Genomic DNA, 12,794 nt, shown 5'->3' with positions numbered 1-12,794 from the left:
CGCCCCATCGACCGCTTGGAGACGAACCGATGGAGCTGTTGAACACTATCGCGCGCGCGTGCCGGTGGCTGCGCGCCCGCGTCGACGCCTGGCGGGACGAGGTCGCCGCCCGCCCGATCGACCCGGCGGGGTGGTGGCGGTGAGCGGCCCGATCCTGCACTCCGCGATCCTCGGCACGGCGCTCGTCCTCGGTGCGGCCGGCGCCGCCGCGCTCGCCGTGTACCTGCTCGAACGCCGCGCCGACCGGCGCCGCCGCCCCGCCGACCGGCGCCGCCGGCCCGCCGACCCGTACGCGGAGGCGCGTGCGCTGGCCGTCCGGCTCGCCGCGCAACGCGAGAACGCCCACCGCGCGGTCATGCCCGTCCCGACCGGACCGCACACGGTCGTGCCTGCGCCGACCGGCGCACGCGCGGTCATGCTCGCACCGACCGGACCGGGCGCGGTCGTGCCCGCGCCGCTCGGGGCACGCGCGGTCGTGCCCGCGCCGGTCGTGACGCGCACGGTCCGGTCCGCGCCGGTCGCGATGCGCACGGTCCGGCCCGCGCCGGTCGCGATGCGCGCGGACCCGTTCGCGCCGGTCGGGGCGGGCGTGCCATGGTCGTGATCCCCGGCGACCGGGTTCGGATCGGCCGCGCGCCCGTCGTCACCGTCGCGGAGGCGTACCTGCGGGACCCGTACCTGGTGCAGATCGTCAGCACCGGCGGGCGGGTGTGGTGGGTGGACCCGGCCACGGTGCGGCGCGTCGAGTGCGGCGACCGGTCGTGACCGGGTACCGGCCGCGGGTCGGTGACCTGGTCGCGCTGCCGGCGTACGTGTCGGACCGGCCCTACCGGGTGCTCGCCGTGTCGGACAGCCGGATCCCGGGCTGGGTGCACCTCGGCGGCTACCTGATCCACGCCGATCTGACCCAGTGGCACTGCGACCAGGACGTCCCGCTCGACCAGCTCCGCAAGCTCCCCGACCCGGTCTGGCCCAATCGATGAGACATCCGTGGCGGTACCAACTGTCCACGGCCGGAGCCGGTTGGTACCGGCGCCGGGAACGGGGTCGATCGTGCGCGGATAGTGCCAGCGCACCGGGTCGCGGGACAAACGCCTGGCGGGAGCGGCCCCCGGGAGGGAGGATCGCCGGCATGGCGGACATCCCGGACCCACTCGGCACGACGCCGGAACTCGATCGGCTGGTCCGCCGGGCCCGGCTCGACGACACCGTCGTGGGGCTGTACGTGTTCGGTTCGGCCGCCCGGGACGGCATGGTGACGCGGTACTCCGATGTGGACGTCTGCGTCGTGCTCAGCGAGCCGTCAGGCGACTGGGCGACGGTGCACTCGCCGGCGATCGACGTGGTGGCCAGAACGCTGGACGACCTCCGGGATGTCCCCGCGGACCCCGGCGACTGGTGGGACCGGTACGCGTGCACCCAGGTGCGGATCCTGCTGGACCGCACCGACGGCGCGCTCGCCACCGCGCTGCACGCCCAGGCGACGCTGTCCGACGCCGAGGTGCACCGGGCCCTGGAGACGTATCTGGACGGCTACGTCAACTTCGCGTACCGCTCGCTGAAGAGTCACCGGGACGGCCGGACGTTCGAGGCGAAGCTGGACGCCGTGGAGAGCGTCGCCTGGGCGCTGCCGGTGGTGTTCGCGCTGCACCACCGAGTCCGCCCGTACAACAAGTACCTGCGCTGGGAGTTGGCGCGCCGGCCACTCACCGACGGGTGGATCGACGGGGCGACGCTGATCGACCTGGTCGGGCAGCTTGTCGACGGCGGTGATCCGGCAGCCCAGCGGGCCCTGTTCGGGTGCATCGAGCCGGCTGCCCGGCGGGCCGGATTCGGCCCGACGATCGATGCCTGGGGTCACGAACTGGCGCTGTTTCGCTGAGCAGGCGCCCTGACCCCCGACTTCCGCGGGTCAAGGGCGCCTGCCGGCCGTCCCCAGTGGACGGTACGACCGTCCTAGCGGGTGGGGCGGAACGCGACGGTCTGCTCGGCGGCGGTGTGGTGCCCGCCGACCGGGCTGCCGGTCCGGTCGGTCCAGGTGCGCAGCGGGTTGGTGGCGGCCTGCCGGCCGGACATCCCGAGCACCAGCCCGCTGTACCGGTTGATCAGCCGGTACGTGCCGGGCTGCGCGCGGTTCGGCACGATCCACCACTGCTGGCCGGTGGTCGGGCCGCCGGCGCCGACCGCGGTGACGGTCGGCTTGGCGCCCCAGGCCCGGCCGGCCTTGCTCGTCGCGTCCACCCCGAGCGCCCGGCCGGCGGAGTCGACCACCTGGTACGAGCCGTCGCCGTCGGCGACGAACCGCCAGCCGGTGCGCGGGCTGCGCGCGTATGCCGGGAGGGTGGTGGTGCCGCTGCCGTGCCCGGCGGTGGCCAGCACCCGGCCGGTGCCGCTGGCGATCCGGTAGGTTTCGCCGGCCCGTACCGGTGCCTTCTCCGGCGCGGTGCTGTCGATGGTGACGTTCGCGTACTCGCCGTCGGAGTGGTTGCAGGCGATCGAGCAGTACGACCGGAAGTCCTTGCCGACCACGGTGGTGCCGGTGAGCGTCGCGCTGTCCACGATCCAGCGGTACCAGGACTGCGAGGTGTAGTCGCCGGAGTCGCCGATCAGCCGCCACTTCTGGGTGCTCAGATCGTCGGTGGCGTAGAACCGTTGCGGCTCCGGGCCGCTGGTGCGCTCCGGCTCGCCGATGTAGAGGCCGAGGTAGGCGTCGTAGACGATGTTCATCACGAACAGCTTCGACTTCGGCGGCAGGGTGCCGGCGGCGACCTGCTGGGTCGGGTTCCCGGTGTTGGCCGGGTCGTAGTCCTTGCCCGGCGGGGTGTAGCCGTTGGTGTTGCCCGCGTCGACCGGCACCATGTTGCTTTCCTTGCCGCCGACGCCCGGCTGCGACCAGTGCCCGTCGTACCACTTCTGCCAGGTGCCGGTGGCCATCTTGCCGGAGATCGGTGCCCGCGCGACGTGTTGCAGGTCGACGTCCGCGCCGCCGGCGCCCTTCTTCGGCACCACCCGGGAGCCGTAGTACAGGTAGAAGTAGCCGGACGCGGGGTCGGTGAACAGCCGCGGATCGCCGTCACCGTAATAGAACGACTGGTTCGGGAAGGCGTTCGTGTCGCCGCGCTTCGTGCTGTACGGCGAGGTGACCGCGTGCCCCTCGATGCTCCACGTCTTGCCGTGGTCGTGCGAGACCGCGTAGTCCAGCGCGTCGTAGTGCGAGAACGAGTACGCGCCGAACGGTTCCGGGGTGAACTCGTTGTGCACGATGCCGTACCAGTCGCCGGTGTCCGGGTCGACCCAGGTGCCGACCAGGTCGCAGTAGTTCTTCTGCGCGTAGCCGGAGCCGGCCGGCGCGTACGTCGACTCCTTGCCGGTCGGGCTGTTGTTGCACCGCCAGGTGGTGTCGTTGTTCGCGTCGGCCGGGTTGTTCGGGTTCACCGCGTCGGACAGGCTGGCGTCCCGGCTGGCGTGGTCGAAGTCGGTGCCGGTGTAGAACTCCCAGTAGCGCGGGTCGTTGGCGCCGTACAGCGCGGCCGACTGCTGGAAGTGGAAGGTTCCGTCGCTGTCGATGAACGCGCTGGCCGGGGTGTCCGTCGGGTACCGGTAGGTGCCGGTCGAACCGATCGTGACGGTGTACTGCGCGGAGGTGTCGGCCGCCGCCGGCGTGCCGGCCGCCGCGGGCGTGCCGGCGCCGGCGGCGACGATCAGCGCGGCGGCGGCGACCGCCACCGGCGCGGCCAGCGCGCGTCGTCGGGTCGTTCGGGAGAGGGGCACGGTGGGCTCCTTCCAGCCAGAACGGGACGGTCCGCACCCGGCCGGCGATGGTCGCGCGGGGACGTGTCCCGATCCGTACGATTTATTTCCGCTAAGGTTATAACTAACTCGCCCCGGGTCAATACCCTGAGCCTTTGCTCTGCACACCTGCATGCACCACCGGTGGTGCGCTCAGGTGCGCAGAGCAAAGGACGCCAACGACACACCCTGGAGGTGCCGTGCTCACGGCAGGCAGCGGTACGGGCAGCGGCGACGCCGCCGCCCGCGGCGCGATCCGGCGCAACAACGTCAGCGTGGTGCTGCGCCACCTGCGCCGCGGCGCCCGGTCCCGGACCGAGATCTCCCGCGACCTCGGCCTGCCCAACTCCAGCGTGTCCAAGCTCGTCGCCGAACTCGTCGAACTCGGCCTGGTCACCGACGACGAGCGCCGCCGGGCCGGCGGCATCGGCCGGCCGCACCAGGCCGTCGCCCTCCGCGGCGGCGCGCGCTGCGGGATCGGCGTCGAGATCAGCGTCAACTACATCCGGGTCATCGCCCTCGACCTGCCCGGCGACGTGCTGCTCGACGACCGGGCGCCGGTCGACCACGACCGGCGCGACCACCGCGCCACCCTCGACCTGGCCGGCCACCTCGTCGGCGCCGCGATCACCGCGCTGCGCGCCACCGGTACCGCCGTCACCGGCGTCACCGTCGCGACCCCCGGCCACGTCGACCGCGACACCGGCGTCGTCACGCTGGCCACCAACCTCGGCTGGACCGGCGTACCGGTCGCCGCCGAACTCACCCGGCGGCTCGGCCCGCACGCCCCGCTGGTCCGCGTCGACAACGACGCCCGGCTCGGCGCGGTCGCCGAACACCGCGTCGCGCACCTACCGAGCCTGCTCTACCTGACCGGCGAGGTCGGCGTCGCCGGCGGCATCGTCGTCGACGACACGCTGGTCCTCGGCGCCGCCAACGCCGCCGGCGAGCTCGGCCACATGCCGCTCGACCCGCACGGCGACACCTGCCCCTGCGGCCAGCGCGGCTGCTTCGAGACCATGGTCGGCCTCGGCCGGTTCCTGTCGTACGCGGCCGACGACACCGACCCGGTCCGCGACCAGCGCCGCGACCTGGAAGAACGGCTCGCGCTGCTGACCGGGCGGGCCGCCGCCGGTGACGCCCGTACCGTCCGGGCCATCGACCGGATCGCCGCCGACCTCGGCCTCGGCCTCGGCCTGCTGGTCAACGTGCTGGACCCGGCGGTGATCGTGCTCGGCGGCTACTTCAGCCACCTCGGCGAGCCGCTGCTGTCCCGGGTCCGCGCCGAGGTCGCCGGCCGGGTACTGGCGCCCCACGCCGGCGGCTGCGACGTGCGGCTGTCCCACCTCGGCTTCACCGCCGCCGCCCGCGGCGCCGCCGAAACCGTCCTGGACGACGTCTTCACCGACCCGGCCGCCTTCGGCGTACCGGTGGCGCCCTGAGCCTGCCGGCGTGCCGCCCCGAGCCCCGCGGTCAGCGGCCCGGGATCTGGCCGATGCGCAGCGGGTTGCCGAACGGGTCCCGCAGCCCGAAGTCGGTACCGTAGTCGCGCTCGACCGGCTCCTCGGTCAGCTCCACACCGCGCTTCCGCAGCGTCGCGTGCGTCTTCCGGACGTCCTCGGTGGTGAAGATCGTGACGCCCATGGCGCCCTTGGTCACCAGCTCCCGCAGCTGCGCCGCGGTCGCCTCGTCGTGCGCCGGCGGGCCGGGCTTCACCAGCAGCAGCTCCCGACCGGGCTGCCCCGGCACGTTGACCGTCAGCCAGCGCATGAACCCGAGATCGGCGTCGGTGCTCACCTCCAGACCGAGCTTGCCCACGTAGAAGTCGAGCGCCTCGTCCTGGTCCAGGACGTAGATCTCCGAGATCGTCAGCGCGTTGAGCATCGGATTCCTCCCGTTGTGGTGGCACCGAACGGCGCGCCGTGGCCGCCGTGAACGGTGCGGTGCGAACGCCGCGAGTGGTGCGGTGCGAACGCAGCCGACGCTACCGACGATCCGGGCCGGGTACTTCTCCAAAACGACTCGGCCGCAACCACGCCGCGGCGAAACAGTTCGGCACGTCGATCGGTGCCGACCGCCGGCGGTACGCGGAGGGCGGCTCACCGGTGATCTCCCGGAAGGTCCGGCTGAACGTACCGAGGCTGGCGAAGCCGACCTCGAAACAGACATCGGTGATGCTCCGGTCGGACTCGCGGAGCAGGAACATCGCCCGCTCGACCCGGCGCCGCTGCAGGTACCGGTGCGGCGTCTCGCCGAACACCGCCCGGAACGTCCGGATGAAGTGCGGCGCCGAGACGTGCGCGATCCGGGCCAGCGTCGGGATGTCCAGCGGCTGCGCGTAGTGCGCGTCCATCGCGTCCCGGGCCCGCAGCATCGACCGGTTGCGCCGTTCGCTCTCGCGGCTCACCGCCCCATCACACCACCAGGCCCGCCAACCGGTACGAGGAGCCCGTGGGCGGGCGGAGGATCGACCGCGGTCCCGCGCAGCGGGGGCGCCCGACCGGGAACCTGGAACGGGCCGGTACGGCGGCGCCGAAGAACCGGTGTGCACCCGGGCCATGTCGCCCAGTTCCCCGCAACGGCAACGGATCCACCGGTACCGGCGGGGTGGGTGGCGCGCTGCCCCAGGATCACGCGCCACCGCGAGGTGCCTACTGCTCGCCGTTGGCCTTGCGGACCTGGCCGGGCAGCGTGAACAGGTCGATCAGCAGGCCGATGCCGAGCCAGCCGAGGGTGAAGATGTAGCTGACGCCCCGCCCGGTCCTGCCCAGGTAGAACTGGTGCACGCCGAGGAAGCCGAAGAAGAACCACAGCAAGTACGCGACGCCGACCGACTTGACGCCCGCCGCCGGTGTGGCGGCCGCGCCGGAGTTCGCCTCCGGCGTCTGCGTTGCCTGATCCATCGATGTATCCCTTCAAGGGGCCAGATCCCCCGACACCGCGCCGGGGGACGACACAGGGTACACACAAACTCAACACACTCGACGTTCAGCGAACGACACCACTGAGTGATGGTGCGGAATGCCGGTCGCAGACTGCCCGAAACGGTCACCCGGGCCGTCCGGCCGACAGTGTGGCGAGGTCGGCCATCGTCACGGTTCCGCCGACCCGCACCACATCCCCCGCTCCGGTGTGCCAGCAGACCACTTCACCCCGGGTCGAAGCCAAGCGGCCGGTACCCGACATCCGGCGTTTTCGGCCGTTTCCCGGTGCCGGCCGGGTGCCGCCCCGATGCTGGAGGGTGCGGTACGGCGCGGGGAGGGTCGCGCGGTTCCCACCGAGCGGGCAGCCGGCGCCGGCGAGGCCGGCGCCCACGGGGAGGCGACGTGGACATGTTCGAGGCGACCGAGCTGGCCCGACTGGCGGAGTTCGCCGACGAGGTCGGGGTGATCTCGCTGTACGCCACGGTCGAACCCGGCTCGGCGCTGGGACAGACCCGGATGCGCAGCACCCTCACCGCGCTGCGCCGGGACCTCGCCGAACACGCCGACCGGGACTGGGCCGCCCGCGCCGAGGCCCGGCTGACCGAACTGGAACAGCCCATCGCCGACCTGCTCGACCCGACCGAACCCGGACTCGGCCGGATGATGTTCGCGCAGATCGGCGGCGACGCGGTGCACACCGCGTGGATCCAGCGGCCGGTCGGTGAGGTCGCCGTGGTGGAGGCGAACGCGTACCTGTGGCCGCTGCTGGCGGCGATCGAACCCGCCCCACCGGCCGGCGTGGCCCGGGTCGGGCGGGACGGCGTCCGGCTGTTCGACTGCCGGTACGGGCTCGCCGAGGAACTGACCTCGGTCTCGTTCAATCTGCCCGGCACCCCGTCGTCCGGCGAGCAACGCGCCGACGTACCGACCCTGTCGCGCGCCGGGATCCACCCCGACCGGTTCCCGCAGCGGGTCGAGGAGCACCTCACCAAGCACCTGCGGCAGGCCGCCGGCACCGTCACCGAGCACGTCCGGCAGCGTGGCTGGCACACGCTGGTACTGGCTGGCGACCCGCGGCTGACCCGGATCCTCGCCGAGGCGCTGCCGCCGGAGCCGGACCGGACCGAACTCGACGCCGTCCTCGACCCCGACCTGACGCCGACCGGGGTGCTCGACTTCGTGACGCCCACCCTGGCCGAGGCGCGCACCCGGCGGGAATCCGCTGCGGTACAACGGGTGGCCGACCTGGCCCGCGCCGGCGGCAACGGGGTGCTCGGACTCGCCGACACGATCTCCATGCTGCAGGCCGGCCGGGTCGAACGGCTGCTGCTGGACGCCGCCGGCGGCTGGAGCCCCGAAGACGCCGTCGACGCCGGCGCCCCGCCCACCGCGGTACTGCTCGCCGGCGAAGGCACCGCCAGCGAGCTGGCCGAGGGGATGGTCGAGCTGGCGCTGTCCCGCGGCGGCGCCGTCACGCTGCTCGACAGCGCCGCCGTCGACGACCTCGCCGACAGCGACGGCATCGCCGCCCTGCTGCGCTGGTGACCCGGGGCCGCAACGGCCCGCCACCCGGCAGGGCACGCCGGGACGGCCCCGTCCGGGGCGACGCTCCGGCCCGAGCCGCCGCGATCGGCGCAGGCGGGAAGGCGGGGTTGCCGGTCAGGCGGCCTGGCTGAACATCGCGACCAGCCCGGCGGGTGCGTCCGGCGCCAGGCACATCGCCATGCCCTCAGCCGAACCGGCGGCAGCCTCGGCGGACCGCGGGAACATGGCCGCCTCGTACCCACCCAGCGCCGCCTCGACGTCGCCCCGGTGCGCGGCGAGCGCCGCACCCAGCTCGGCGCCGTCGAACATCGCGTTGTTCGCGCCCTCCCCGGCGAACGGGGACATCAGGTGCGCGGCATCGCCCAGCAGCGTCACCCCCGGCACCCGGGGCCAGCGGTGCCCGGCAGGCAGCCCGTACAGCGGGCGCGGCACCAGCGGGCCGTCCGCCTCCACGACCAGCGCGCGCAACCGGTCGGACCAGCCGGTGAAGTGCGCCAGCACCGCGTCCCGCACCGCGGTCCGGTCGGTGAAGTCGACGCCGGCGGCCCAGCCCTCCGGCACCGGCAGCGCCGCGTACACGTGCAGGCTGCCGTCGGTCTCCCGGTGCGCGAGCAGCCCGCGCCCGTCGCCCAGCGCGAACAGCGAACCGGCGCCGACCACGTCGGCCGCGGCCGGATGGCGCGCGTCCGCGTCGAGCAGGTCGATCTCGACGAACGTGACACCGAGGTAGCCGGGCGTCGCGGCGGACAGCAGCGGCCGCACCCGCGACCACGCGCCGTCGGCGCCCACCACCAGGTCGGCGACCGCCGACGACCCGTCCGCGAACACCACCTCGTGCCGGCCGTCCGGCCTCGCCTGCACGGCCTGCGCCTTCGCGCCCCACCGGACCGAGCCCGCCGGCAGCGAGTCGAGCAGCAGGGTGCGCAGCTGCCCGCGGTCCACCTCGGGCCGCCCGTTGCCGCCGCCGTCGGCGTGCAGCACGGTGCCGTTCCGGTCGCGGACGATCGTCGCGTCCCCGCCCGGCAGCACGATCCGGTGGAACTCGTCGAGCAACCCGGCCGCCCGCAGCGCGCGCTGCCCGGACTCCTCGTGAATGTCGAGCATGCCGCCCTGCGACCGGGCACCCGGACCGGGCTCCTGGTCGTACACCGTGGCGGCGATGCCGTGCACCGCCAGCACCCGGGCGAGCGTCAGCCCGCCCAGCCCGCCGCCGACGATCGCGATCTCGCGGCTTCCACCGCCGATGTCTGTCGTGGTCATGACGACCCCTCCCCGTTGTCGGTTCGATCCGTGCGCCCGCTCACTCCGGCAGCGGGATGTCTGCGATGCCGTGGATCAGCACCCGGAAGCCCCACCGCAGCCGGCCCTCCGGGGTACCCGCCAGCAGCGCCGGCCCCCAGGCGGCGAGCTGCGGGTACTCCTCGGCGGACGCGCCGTGCAGCGCCGCGGTCAGGGCGTCCCACTCCCGGTCCGCCTCGTCCGAGATGTCCCGGTCGCTCTGCTCGGCCGCCGTCGCGGTGCCGAACTGCAGCAGCACGTCGACCCCCCAGGCCGCCTGCGGGCCCGGCACCCCGCCCTCGACCAGCAGCGCGAGCACCGTGTCGACCAGCCGCAGGTAGTGCGGCCCGCTCGGCCGCGCGGACAGCGCCGCACGCGCCAGGCTCGGCTGCGCGAACAGCAGCGCCGTGTAGTCGGTGAGCAGCCCGACCAGCCGCTCGTCCCACCCGCCGGCGCGCGTCGGCGCCAGCTCGCCGAGCAGCTCGTCCAGCACCGCGGCGTGCAGCTCGGCGGTGTTCCGCAGGTACACGTAGAGCGAGGCGGGGCCGGTGTCGAGCTCCTGCGCCAGCCGCCGCATCGTCACCCGGGCCAGCCCCTCCGCCCGCATCAGCCGCACCGCCGTCGCCACGATGCCGCCGCGGGTCAGTGCCGGCTTGGCCGGGCGCTCCCGCCGGCTCCGCGTTCCCTCGTCCGTCATGCCTCCACGATAACGAACACGTTCGTCACGAACAAGTTCGCAACGAACGTGTTCGTCCTCACGAGTCCCGAAGACAACCCCGCCCGGTGCCCCCGACCGCCGCCTCGTCGGCCGGTCGGCCCGTGTGCAAGCCCGGCACGCGAACCGACCTCCGCCTGCGAGCTGACGAACGGGACCCGGTTCACGCGGCCGGTGCATTCGAGGCAAACCCCTAGAGTGCGCCGCATGTACGCAGACTCCTTCGACCGGCTGTTCGACCGTGGCCGGGAGGCGGTGCTGGCCGGCAGCCACTACCGCGACACCCCGCCCGTCGACGGCGGCCGCTGGGGCATCTCGGTCGTCCTGCTGCCGGACAGCGACTGCGCCGAGCGGCTGGACGCGACGACCGCGGCGGCGCTGAGCGTCGCCGGCACCCACTGGCCGACCGGGGCACGGCGATCCCTGCACGTCACCGTGCGAGCGCTGGAAGCCCATCGCTCGCACCTCCCCGACGACGACCCGGGCGTCGCCCGCTACCGCGCCGCGATGCGGGCCGCCGCCGCCGGCTGCCGACCGGCGCGGCTGGCGTTCCGCGGCCTGACGCTCACCCCGTCCGGGGTCATGGCCTGCGCCTTCCCGGTCGACGCCGCGGCCGACGAGTTCGCGGTCGCGCTCGGCGACGCACTCGGGCCGGACGGCTGGTTCGAAGCCGACGTCACCCGGGACATCTGGTACGCCACGATCGTCCACTTCACCGGCCCGATCGCCGACCCCTCGGCACTGGTCGACTGGGTCGCCGCCCGCCGCGACCTCGATCTCGGCACCGCGCACTGCGCGCAGGCCACCCTGCTGCGCTGGTGTCACACCGGGACCCACCTGGCGCCGACCCCGCTCGGTACCGCGCCCTTCGCCGTCCCGGCGTCCCGGCCCGGACGCTGTTGACCGGTCGCGGCCCCGGCGTCCCGACCCGGACGCCGTCGACCGGCGCACGGCCTCGGCCCGGTGCGTGCAACCGCGCGGTCGTCGGCGGCCGATCCGGTGGGGCGGGCCGGTGGCGGCGGATCGCTAGGCTGCCGAACCATGATCAGTCTCCGCCACGGCGCCGGGCCGCTCGTTGGTGTCGTCGTGCTGTCGTCGCTTGCCGCCTGCGGATCGAACCCGAACTCCGGCCGGCCGAAGCAGTCCGCGGCAGCGACACCCGAGACCGGCCGGTCCGGCGCGTTCCGGGGTAAGACCGAGATCCGTTACCCGGGCGGGGTCGTCCGGATCCGGAGCGTCAGCTGCGCGGTCGAGAAGGGCAAGATCGTCGGGTTGAACGCACCGGACACCGACGACGAGACCACGCCCACCCCGCCCAGTTTCACCGCCGCCGACCTCGGCGAGAACAGCACCGCCACCCTGCACGTCGCCGCCGGAAGCTACGTCAAGGCCGGCGCTGCCGGGATCACCTCCGCCCGGCGCAACGGCGTGTGGACCATGACGCTGTCCGGAACCGAACTCGGCTCCGTCAGCACCCAGTCCGACCCGATCACGGTCAACGGCACCATCACCTGCGGACGAACCATCACCATGGGGTAGCCGGGCGCGGCGGTCGGGCCGGGTGCCGCGACGAGGGTGCCGCGGGCGCTCCAGCCGGCCGGCCGGGTGCCGGGATGTGCTGTCATGCTGGGTCCGTGACGAAGCTGCCGGTGACCGCCGACCCGGTCGACGCCGGACCGGACCGGCGCACGCTGCGCGCCGAGGTGCTGCTGGTGCTCGCCGTGTCGCTCGGCCAGTCCGGGGTGTACGCGCTGGTCAACCTGATCGGCAAGCTCACCGCGAGCAAGGCGCTGGCCGACCAGAGCGCCACCCTCAACGCCTCCCAGGCGCCGGGTCGGCCGTGGCTGGACCTGACGTACCAGCTGCTCGGCATCGCGTTCGCGGTGGTCCCGGCGCTGCTCGCGATGCACCTGCTCGGCCGCTCCGGGCGGCCCGCCAGCCGCACCATCGGCCTCGACCTGCGCCGCCCGGCGTTCGACCTGACCTCCGGTGCCGGCGTCGCGCTCGCGATCGGCATCCCCGGCCTCGGCCTGTACTTCGCCGCCCGCGCCCTCGGCCTCGCCGCCAACGTCGTACCGTCCGCGCTGCCGTCGGTGTGGTGGGCGATCCCGGTACTGATCCTGTCCGCGATCCAGAACGCGGTGCTCGAAGAGGTCGTGGTCCTCGGCTACCTGGTCACCCGGCTGCGCGAACTCGGCTGGCGGTTGCCGGCCGTGGTGCTCACCAGCGCGCTGCTCCGCGGCTCGTACCACCTCTACCAGGGGTTCGGCGGTTTCGTCGGCAACGCGATCATGGGCGTCCTGTTCGCCCTGTTCTTCCTCCGGGTACGCCGGGTCGCCCCGCTCGTGGTCGCGCACAGCCTGCTCGACATCGGCGCTTTCGTCGGGTACGCCCTGCTGCACGACCACGTCTCCTGGTTGTGACCCGCGGGGTCACAGCCGCGTCTCCTGGCGGTGACCCGCGGGTCACAGCCGCGTCTCCTGGCGGTGAGCGCCGCGGCGAACCGCGCCGCGCCGGATGCCCTTTGCCCGGCGCTGACCCCG

General features: G+C 73.8%; 15 protein-coding genes. 9 read left to right on the top strand and 6 right to left on the bottom strand.

Translation table 11 applies throughout. The features are described 5' to 3' along the window. The first annotated feature begins 139 nt into the window (after window positions 1-139). From Athai_RS29660 to Athai_RS29645, 4 genes are all read left to right on the top strand, one after another. Window positions 140-604: a hypothetical protein gene (locus tag Athai_RS29660; protein WP_203964532.1), complete on the top strand. Its 465-nt coding sequence runs from the start codon at window positions 140-142 to the stop codon at window positions 602-604. After that, window positions 595-765 (top strand): hypothetical protein, encoded by a 171-nt coding sequence (locus tag Athai_RS29655; protein ID WP_203964531.1) that lies wholly within the window; start codon window positions 595-597, stop codon window positions 763-765. The genes Athai_RS29660 and Athai_RS29655 overlap by 10 nt, the downstream gene beginning before the upstream one ends. Next, window positions 762-983, top strand: a complete 222-nt coding sequence (locus Athai_RS29650) for a hypothetical protein (protein WP_203964530.1) — start codon at window positions 762-764, stop codon at window positions 981-983. The genes Athai_RS29655 and Athai_RS29650 overlap by 4 nt, the downstream gene beginning before the upstream one ends. Before the next feature lie 149 nt (window positions 984-1,132). After that, complete coding sequence (locus Athai_RS29645) at window positions 1,133-1,882, top strand: nucleotidyltransferase domain-containing protein (RefSeq protein ID WP_203964529.1); 750 nt, start codon at window positions 1,133-1,135, stop codon at window positions 1,880-1,882. 74 nt (window positions 1,883-1,956) lie between these two features. On the opposite strand, the gene Athai_RS29640 is transcribed toward Athai_RS29645, so the two are convergent. Next, complete coding sequence (locus tag Athai_RS29640; protein ID WP_239157249.1) at window positions 1,957-3,771, bottom strand: RICIN domain-containing protein; 1,815 nt, start codon at window positions 3,769-3,771, stop codon at window positions 1,957-1,959. A 218-nt stretch (window positions 3,772-3,989) separates the two neighbouring features. On the opposite strand from Athai_RS29640, the gene Athai_RS29635 reads away from it, so the two are divergent. Continuing rightward, on the top strand, window positions 3,990-5,231 hold the full coding sequence (locus Athai_RS29635; protein ID WP_203964527.1) for an ROK family transcriptional regulator: 1,242 nt from the start codon (window positions 3,990-3,992) through the stop codon (window positions 5,229-5,231). Between the two features lie 31 nt (window positions 5,232-5,262). Here Athai_RS29635 and Athai_RS29630 read toward each other — a convergent pair whose 3' ends face one another. The 3 genes from Athai_RS29630 to Athai_RS29620 form a co-directional block, all read right to left on the bottom strand. Beyond that, on the bottom strand, window positions 5,263-5,673 hold the full coding sequence (locus Athai_RS29630; RefSeq protein ID WP_203964526.1) for a VOC family protein: 411 nt from the start codon (window positions 5,671-5,673) through the stop codon (window positions 5,263-5,265). A 100-nt stretch (window positions 5,674-5,773) separates the two neighbouring features. Further along, window positions 5,774-6,196, bottom strand: coding sequence for a helix-turn-helix domain-containing protein (locus Athai_RS29625; RefSeq protein ID WP_239157248.1), 423 nt, complete (start codon window positions 6,194-6,196; stop codon window positions 5,774-5,776). A 244-nt stretch (window positions 6,197-6,440) separates the two neighbouring features. Beyond that, window positions 6,441-6,692, bottom strand: a complete 252-nt coding sequence (locus tag Athai_RS29620; protein ID WP_203964525.1) for a TM2 domain-containing protein — start codon at window positions 6,690-6,692, stop codon at window positions 6,441-6,443. Window positions 6,693-7,121: 429 nt separating this feature from the next. On the opposite strand from Athai_RS29620, the gene Athai_RS29615 reads away from it, so the two are divergent. Further along, window positions 7,122-8,258, top strand: a complete 1,137-nt coding sequence (locus Athai_RS29615; protein WP_239157490.1) for a VLRF1 family aeRF1-type release factor — start codon at window positions 7,122-7,124, stop codon at window positions 8,256-8,258. A 114-nt stretch (window positions 8,259-8,372) separates the two neighbouring features. Here the strand turns inward: Athai_RS29615 and Athai_RS29610 are convergent, their stop codons facing one another. Then, entirely contained in the window at window positions 8,373-9,518 is a 1,146-nt protein-coding gene (locus tag Athai_RS29610) for an FAD-dependent oxidoreductase (RefSeq protein ID WP_203964523.1), read from the bottom strand. A gap of 40 nt (window positions 9,519-9,558) precedes the next feature. After that, window positions 9,559-10,233: a TetR/AcrR family transcriptional regulator gene (locus Athai_RS29605; RefSeq protein ID WP_203964522.1), complete on the bottom strand. Its 675-nt coding sequence runs from the start codon at window positions 10,231-10,233 to the stop codon at window positions 9,559-9,561. A 225-nt stretch (window positions 10,234-10,458) separates the two neighbouring features. Between Athai_RS29605 and Athai_RS29600 the strand changes: the two genes are divergently transcribed. The 3 genes from Athai_RS29600 to Athai_RS29590 all read left to right on the top strand — a co-directional run bounded on the left by Athai_RS29600 (window position 10,459) and on the right by Athai_RS29590 (window position 12,674). Then, window positions 10,459-11,154 (top strand): hypothetical protein, encoded by a 696-nt coding sequence (locus tag Athai_RS29600; protein ID WP_203964521.1) that lies wholly within the window; start codon window positions 10,459-10,461, stop codon window positions 11,152-11,154. Window positions 11,155-11,292: 138 nt separating this feature from the next. After that, the gene (locus Athai_RS29595) at window positions 11,293-11,790 is read left to right on the top strand and encodes a hypothetical protein (RefSeq protein WP_203964520.1); all 498 of its coding nucleotides are present in this window, start codon (window positions 11,293-11,295) and stop codon (window positions 11,788-11,790) included. A 110-nt stretch (window positions 11,791-11,900) separates the two neighbouring features. Next, complete coding sequence (locus Athai_RS29590; RefSeq protein WP_420829853.1) at window positions 11,901-12,674, top strand: CPBP family intramembrane glutamic endopeptidase; 774 nt, start codon at window positions 11,901-11,903, stop codon at window positions 12,672-12,674. The last annotated feature ends 120 nt before the right edge of the window (window positions 12,675-12,794 follow it).

This window comes from Actinocatenispora thailandica, assembly GCF_016865425.1.
GTDB lineage: Bacteria > Actinomycetota > Actinomycetes > Mycobacteriales > Micromonosporaceae > Actinocatenispora > Actinocatenispora thailandica.
The sequence above is the reverse complement of the archived record's forward strand: the minus strand, read 5'-3'. Positions and strand labels throughout refer to the sequence as shown.

What these genes read in the sequence shown, in the direction of transcription:
- Athai_RS29630 (WP_203964526.1), bottom strand. Translation starts at nt 5,673, where the DNA reads ATGCTCAACGCGCTGACGATCTCGGAGATCTACGTCCTGGACCAGGAC.
- Athai_RS29620 (WP_203964525.1), bottom strand. Translation starts at nt 6,692, where the DNA reads ATGGATCAGGCAACGCAGACGCCGGAGGCGAACTCCGGCGCGGCCGCC.
- Athai_RS29610 (WP_203964523.1), bottom strand. Translation starts at nt 9,518, where the DNA reads ATGACCACGACAGACATCGGCGGTGGAAGCCGCGAGATCGCGATCGTC.
- Athai_RS29645 (WP_203964529.1), top strand. Translation starts at nt 1,133, where the DNA reads ATGGCGGACATCCCGGACCCACTCGGCACGACGCCGGAACTCGATCGG.
- Athai_RS29655 (WP_203964531.1), top strand. Translation starts at nt 595, where the DNA reads ATGGTCGTGATCCCCGGCGACCGGGTTCGGATCGGCCGCGCGCCCGTC.
- Athai_RS29615 (WP_239157490.1), top strand. Translation starts at nt 7,122, where the DNA reads ATGTTCGAGGCGACCGAGCTGGCCCGACTGGCGGAGTTCGCCGACGAG.
- Athai_RS29605 (WP_203964522.1), bottom strand. Translation starts at nt 10,233, where the DNA reads ATGACGGACGAGGGAACGCGGAGCCGGCGGGAGCGCCCGGCCAAGCCG.
- Athai_RS29600 (WP_203964521.1), top strand. Translation starts at nt 10,459, where the DNA reads ATGTACGCAGACTCCTTCGACCGGCTGTTCGACCGTGGCCGGGAGGCG.
- Athai_RS29595 (WP_203964520.1), top strand. Translation starts at nt 11,293, where the DNA reads ATGATCAGTCTCCGCCACGGCGCCGGGCCGCTCGTTGGTGTCGTCGTG.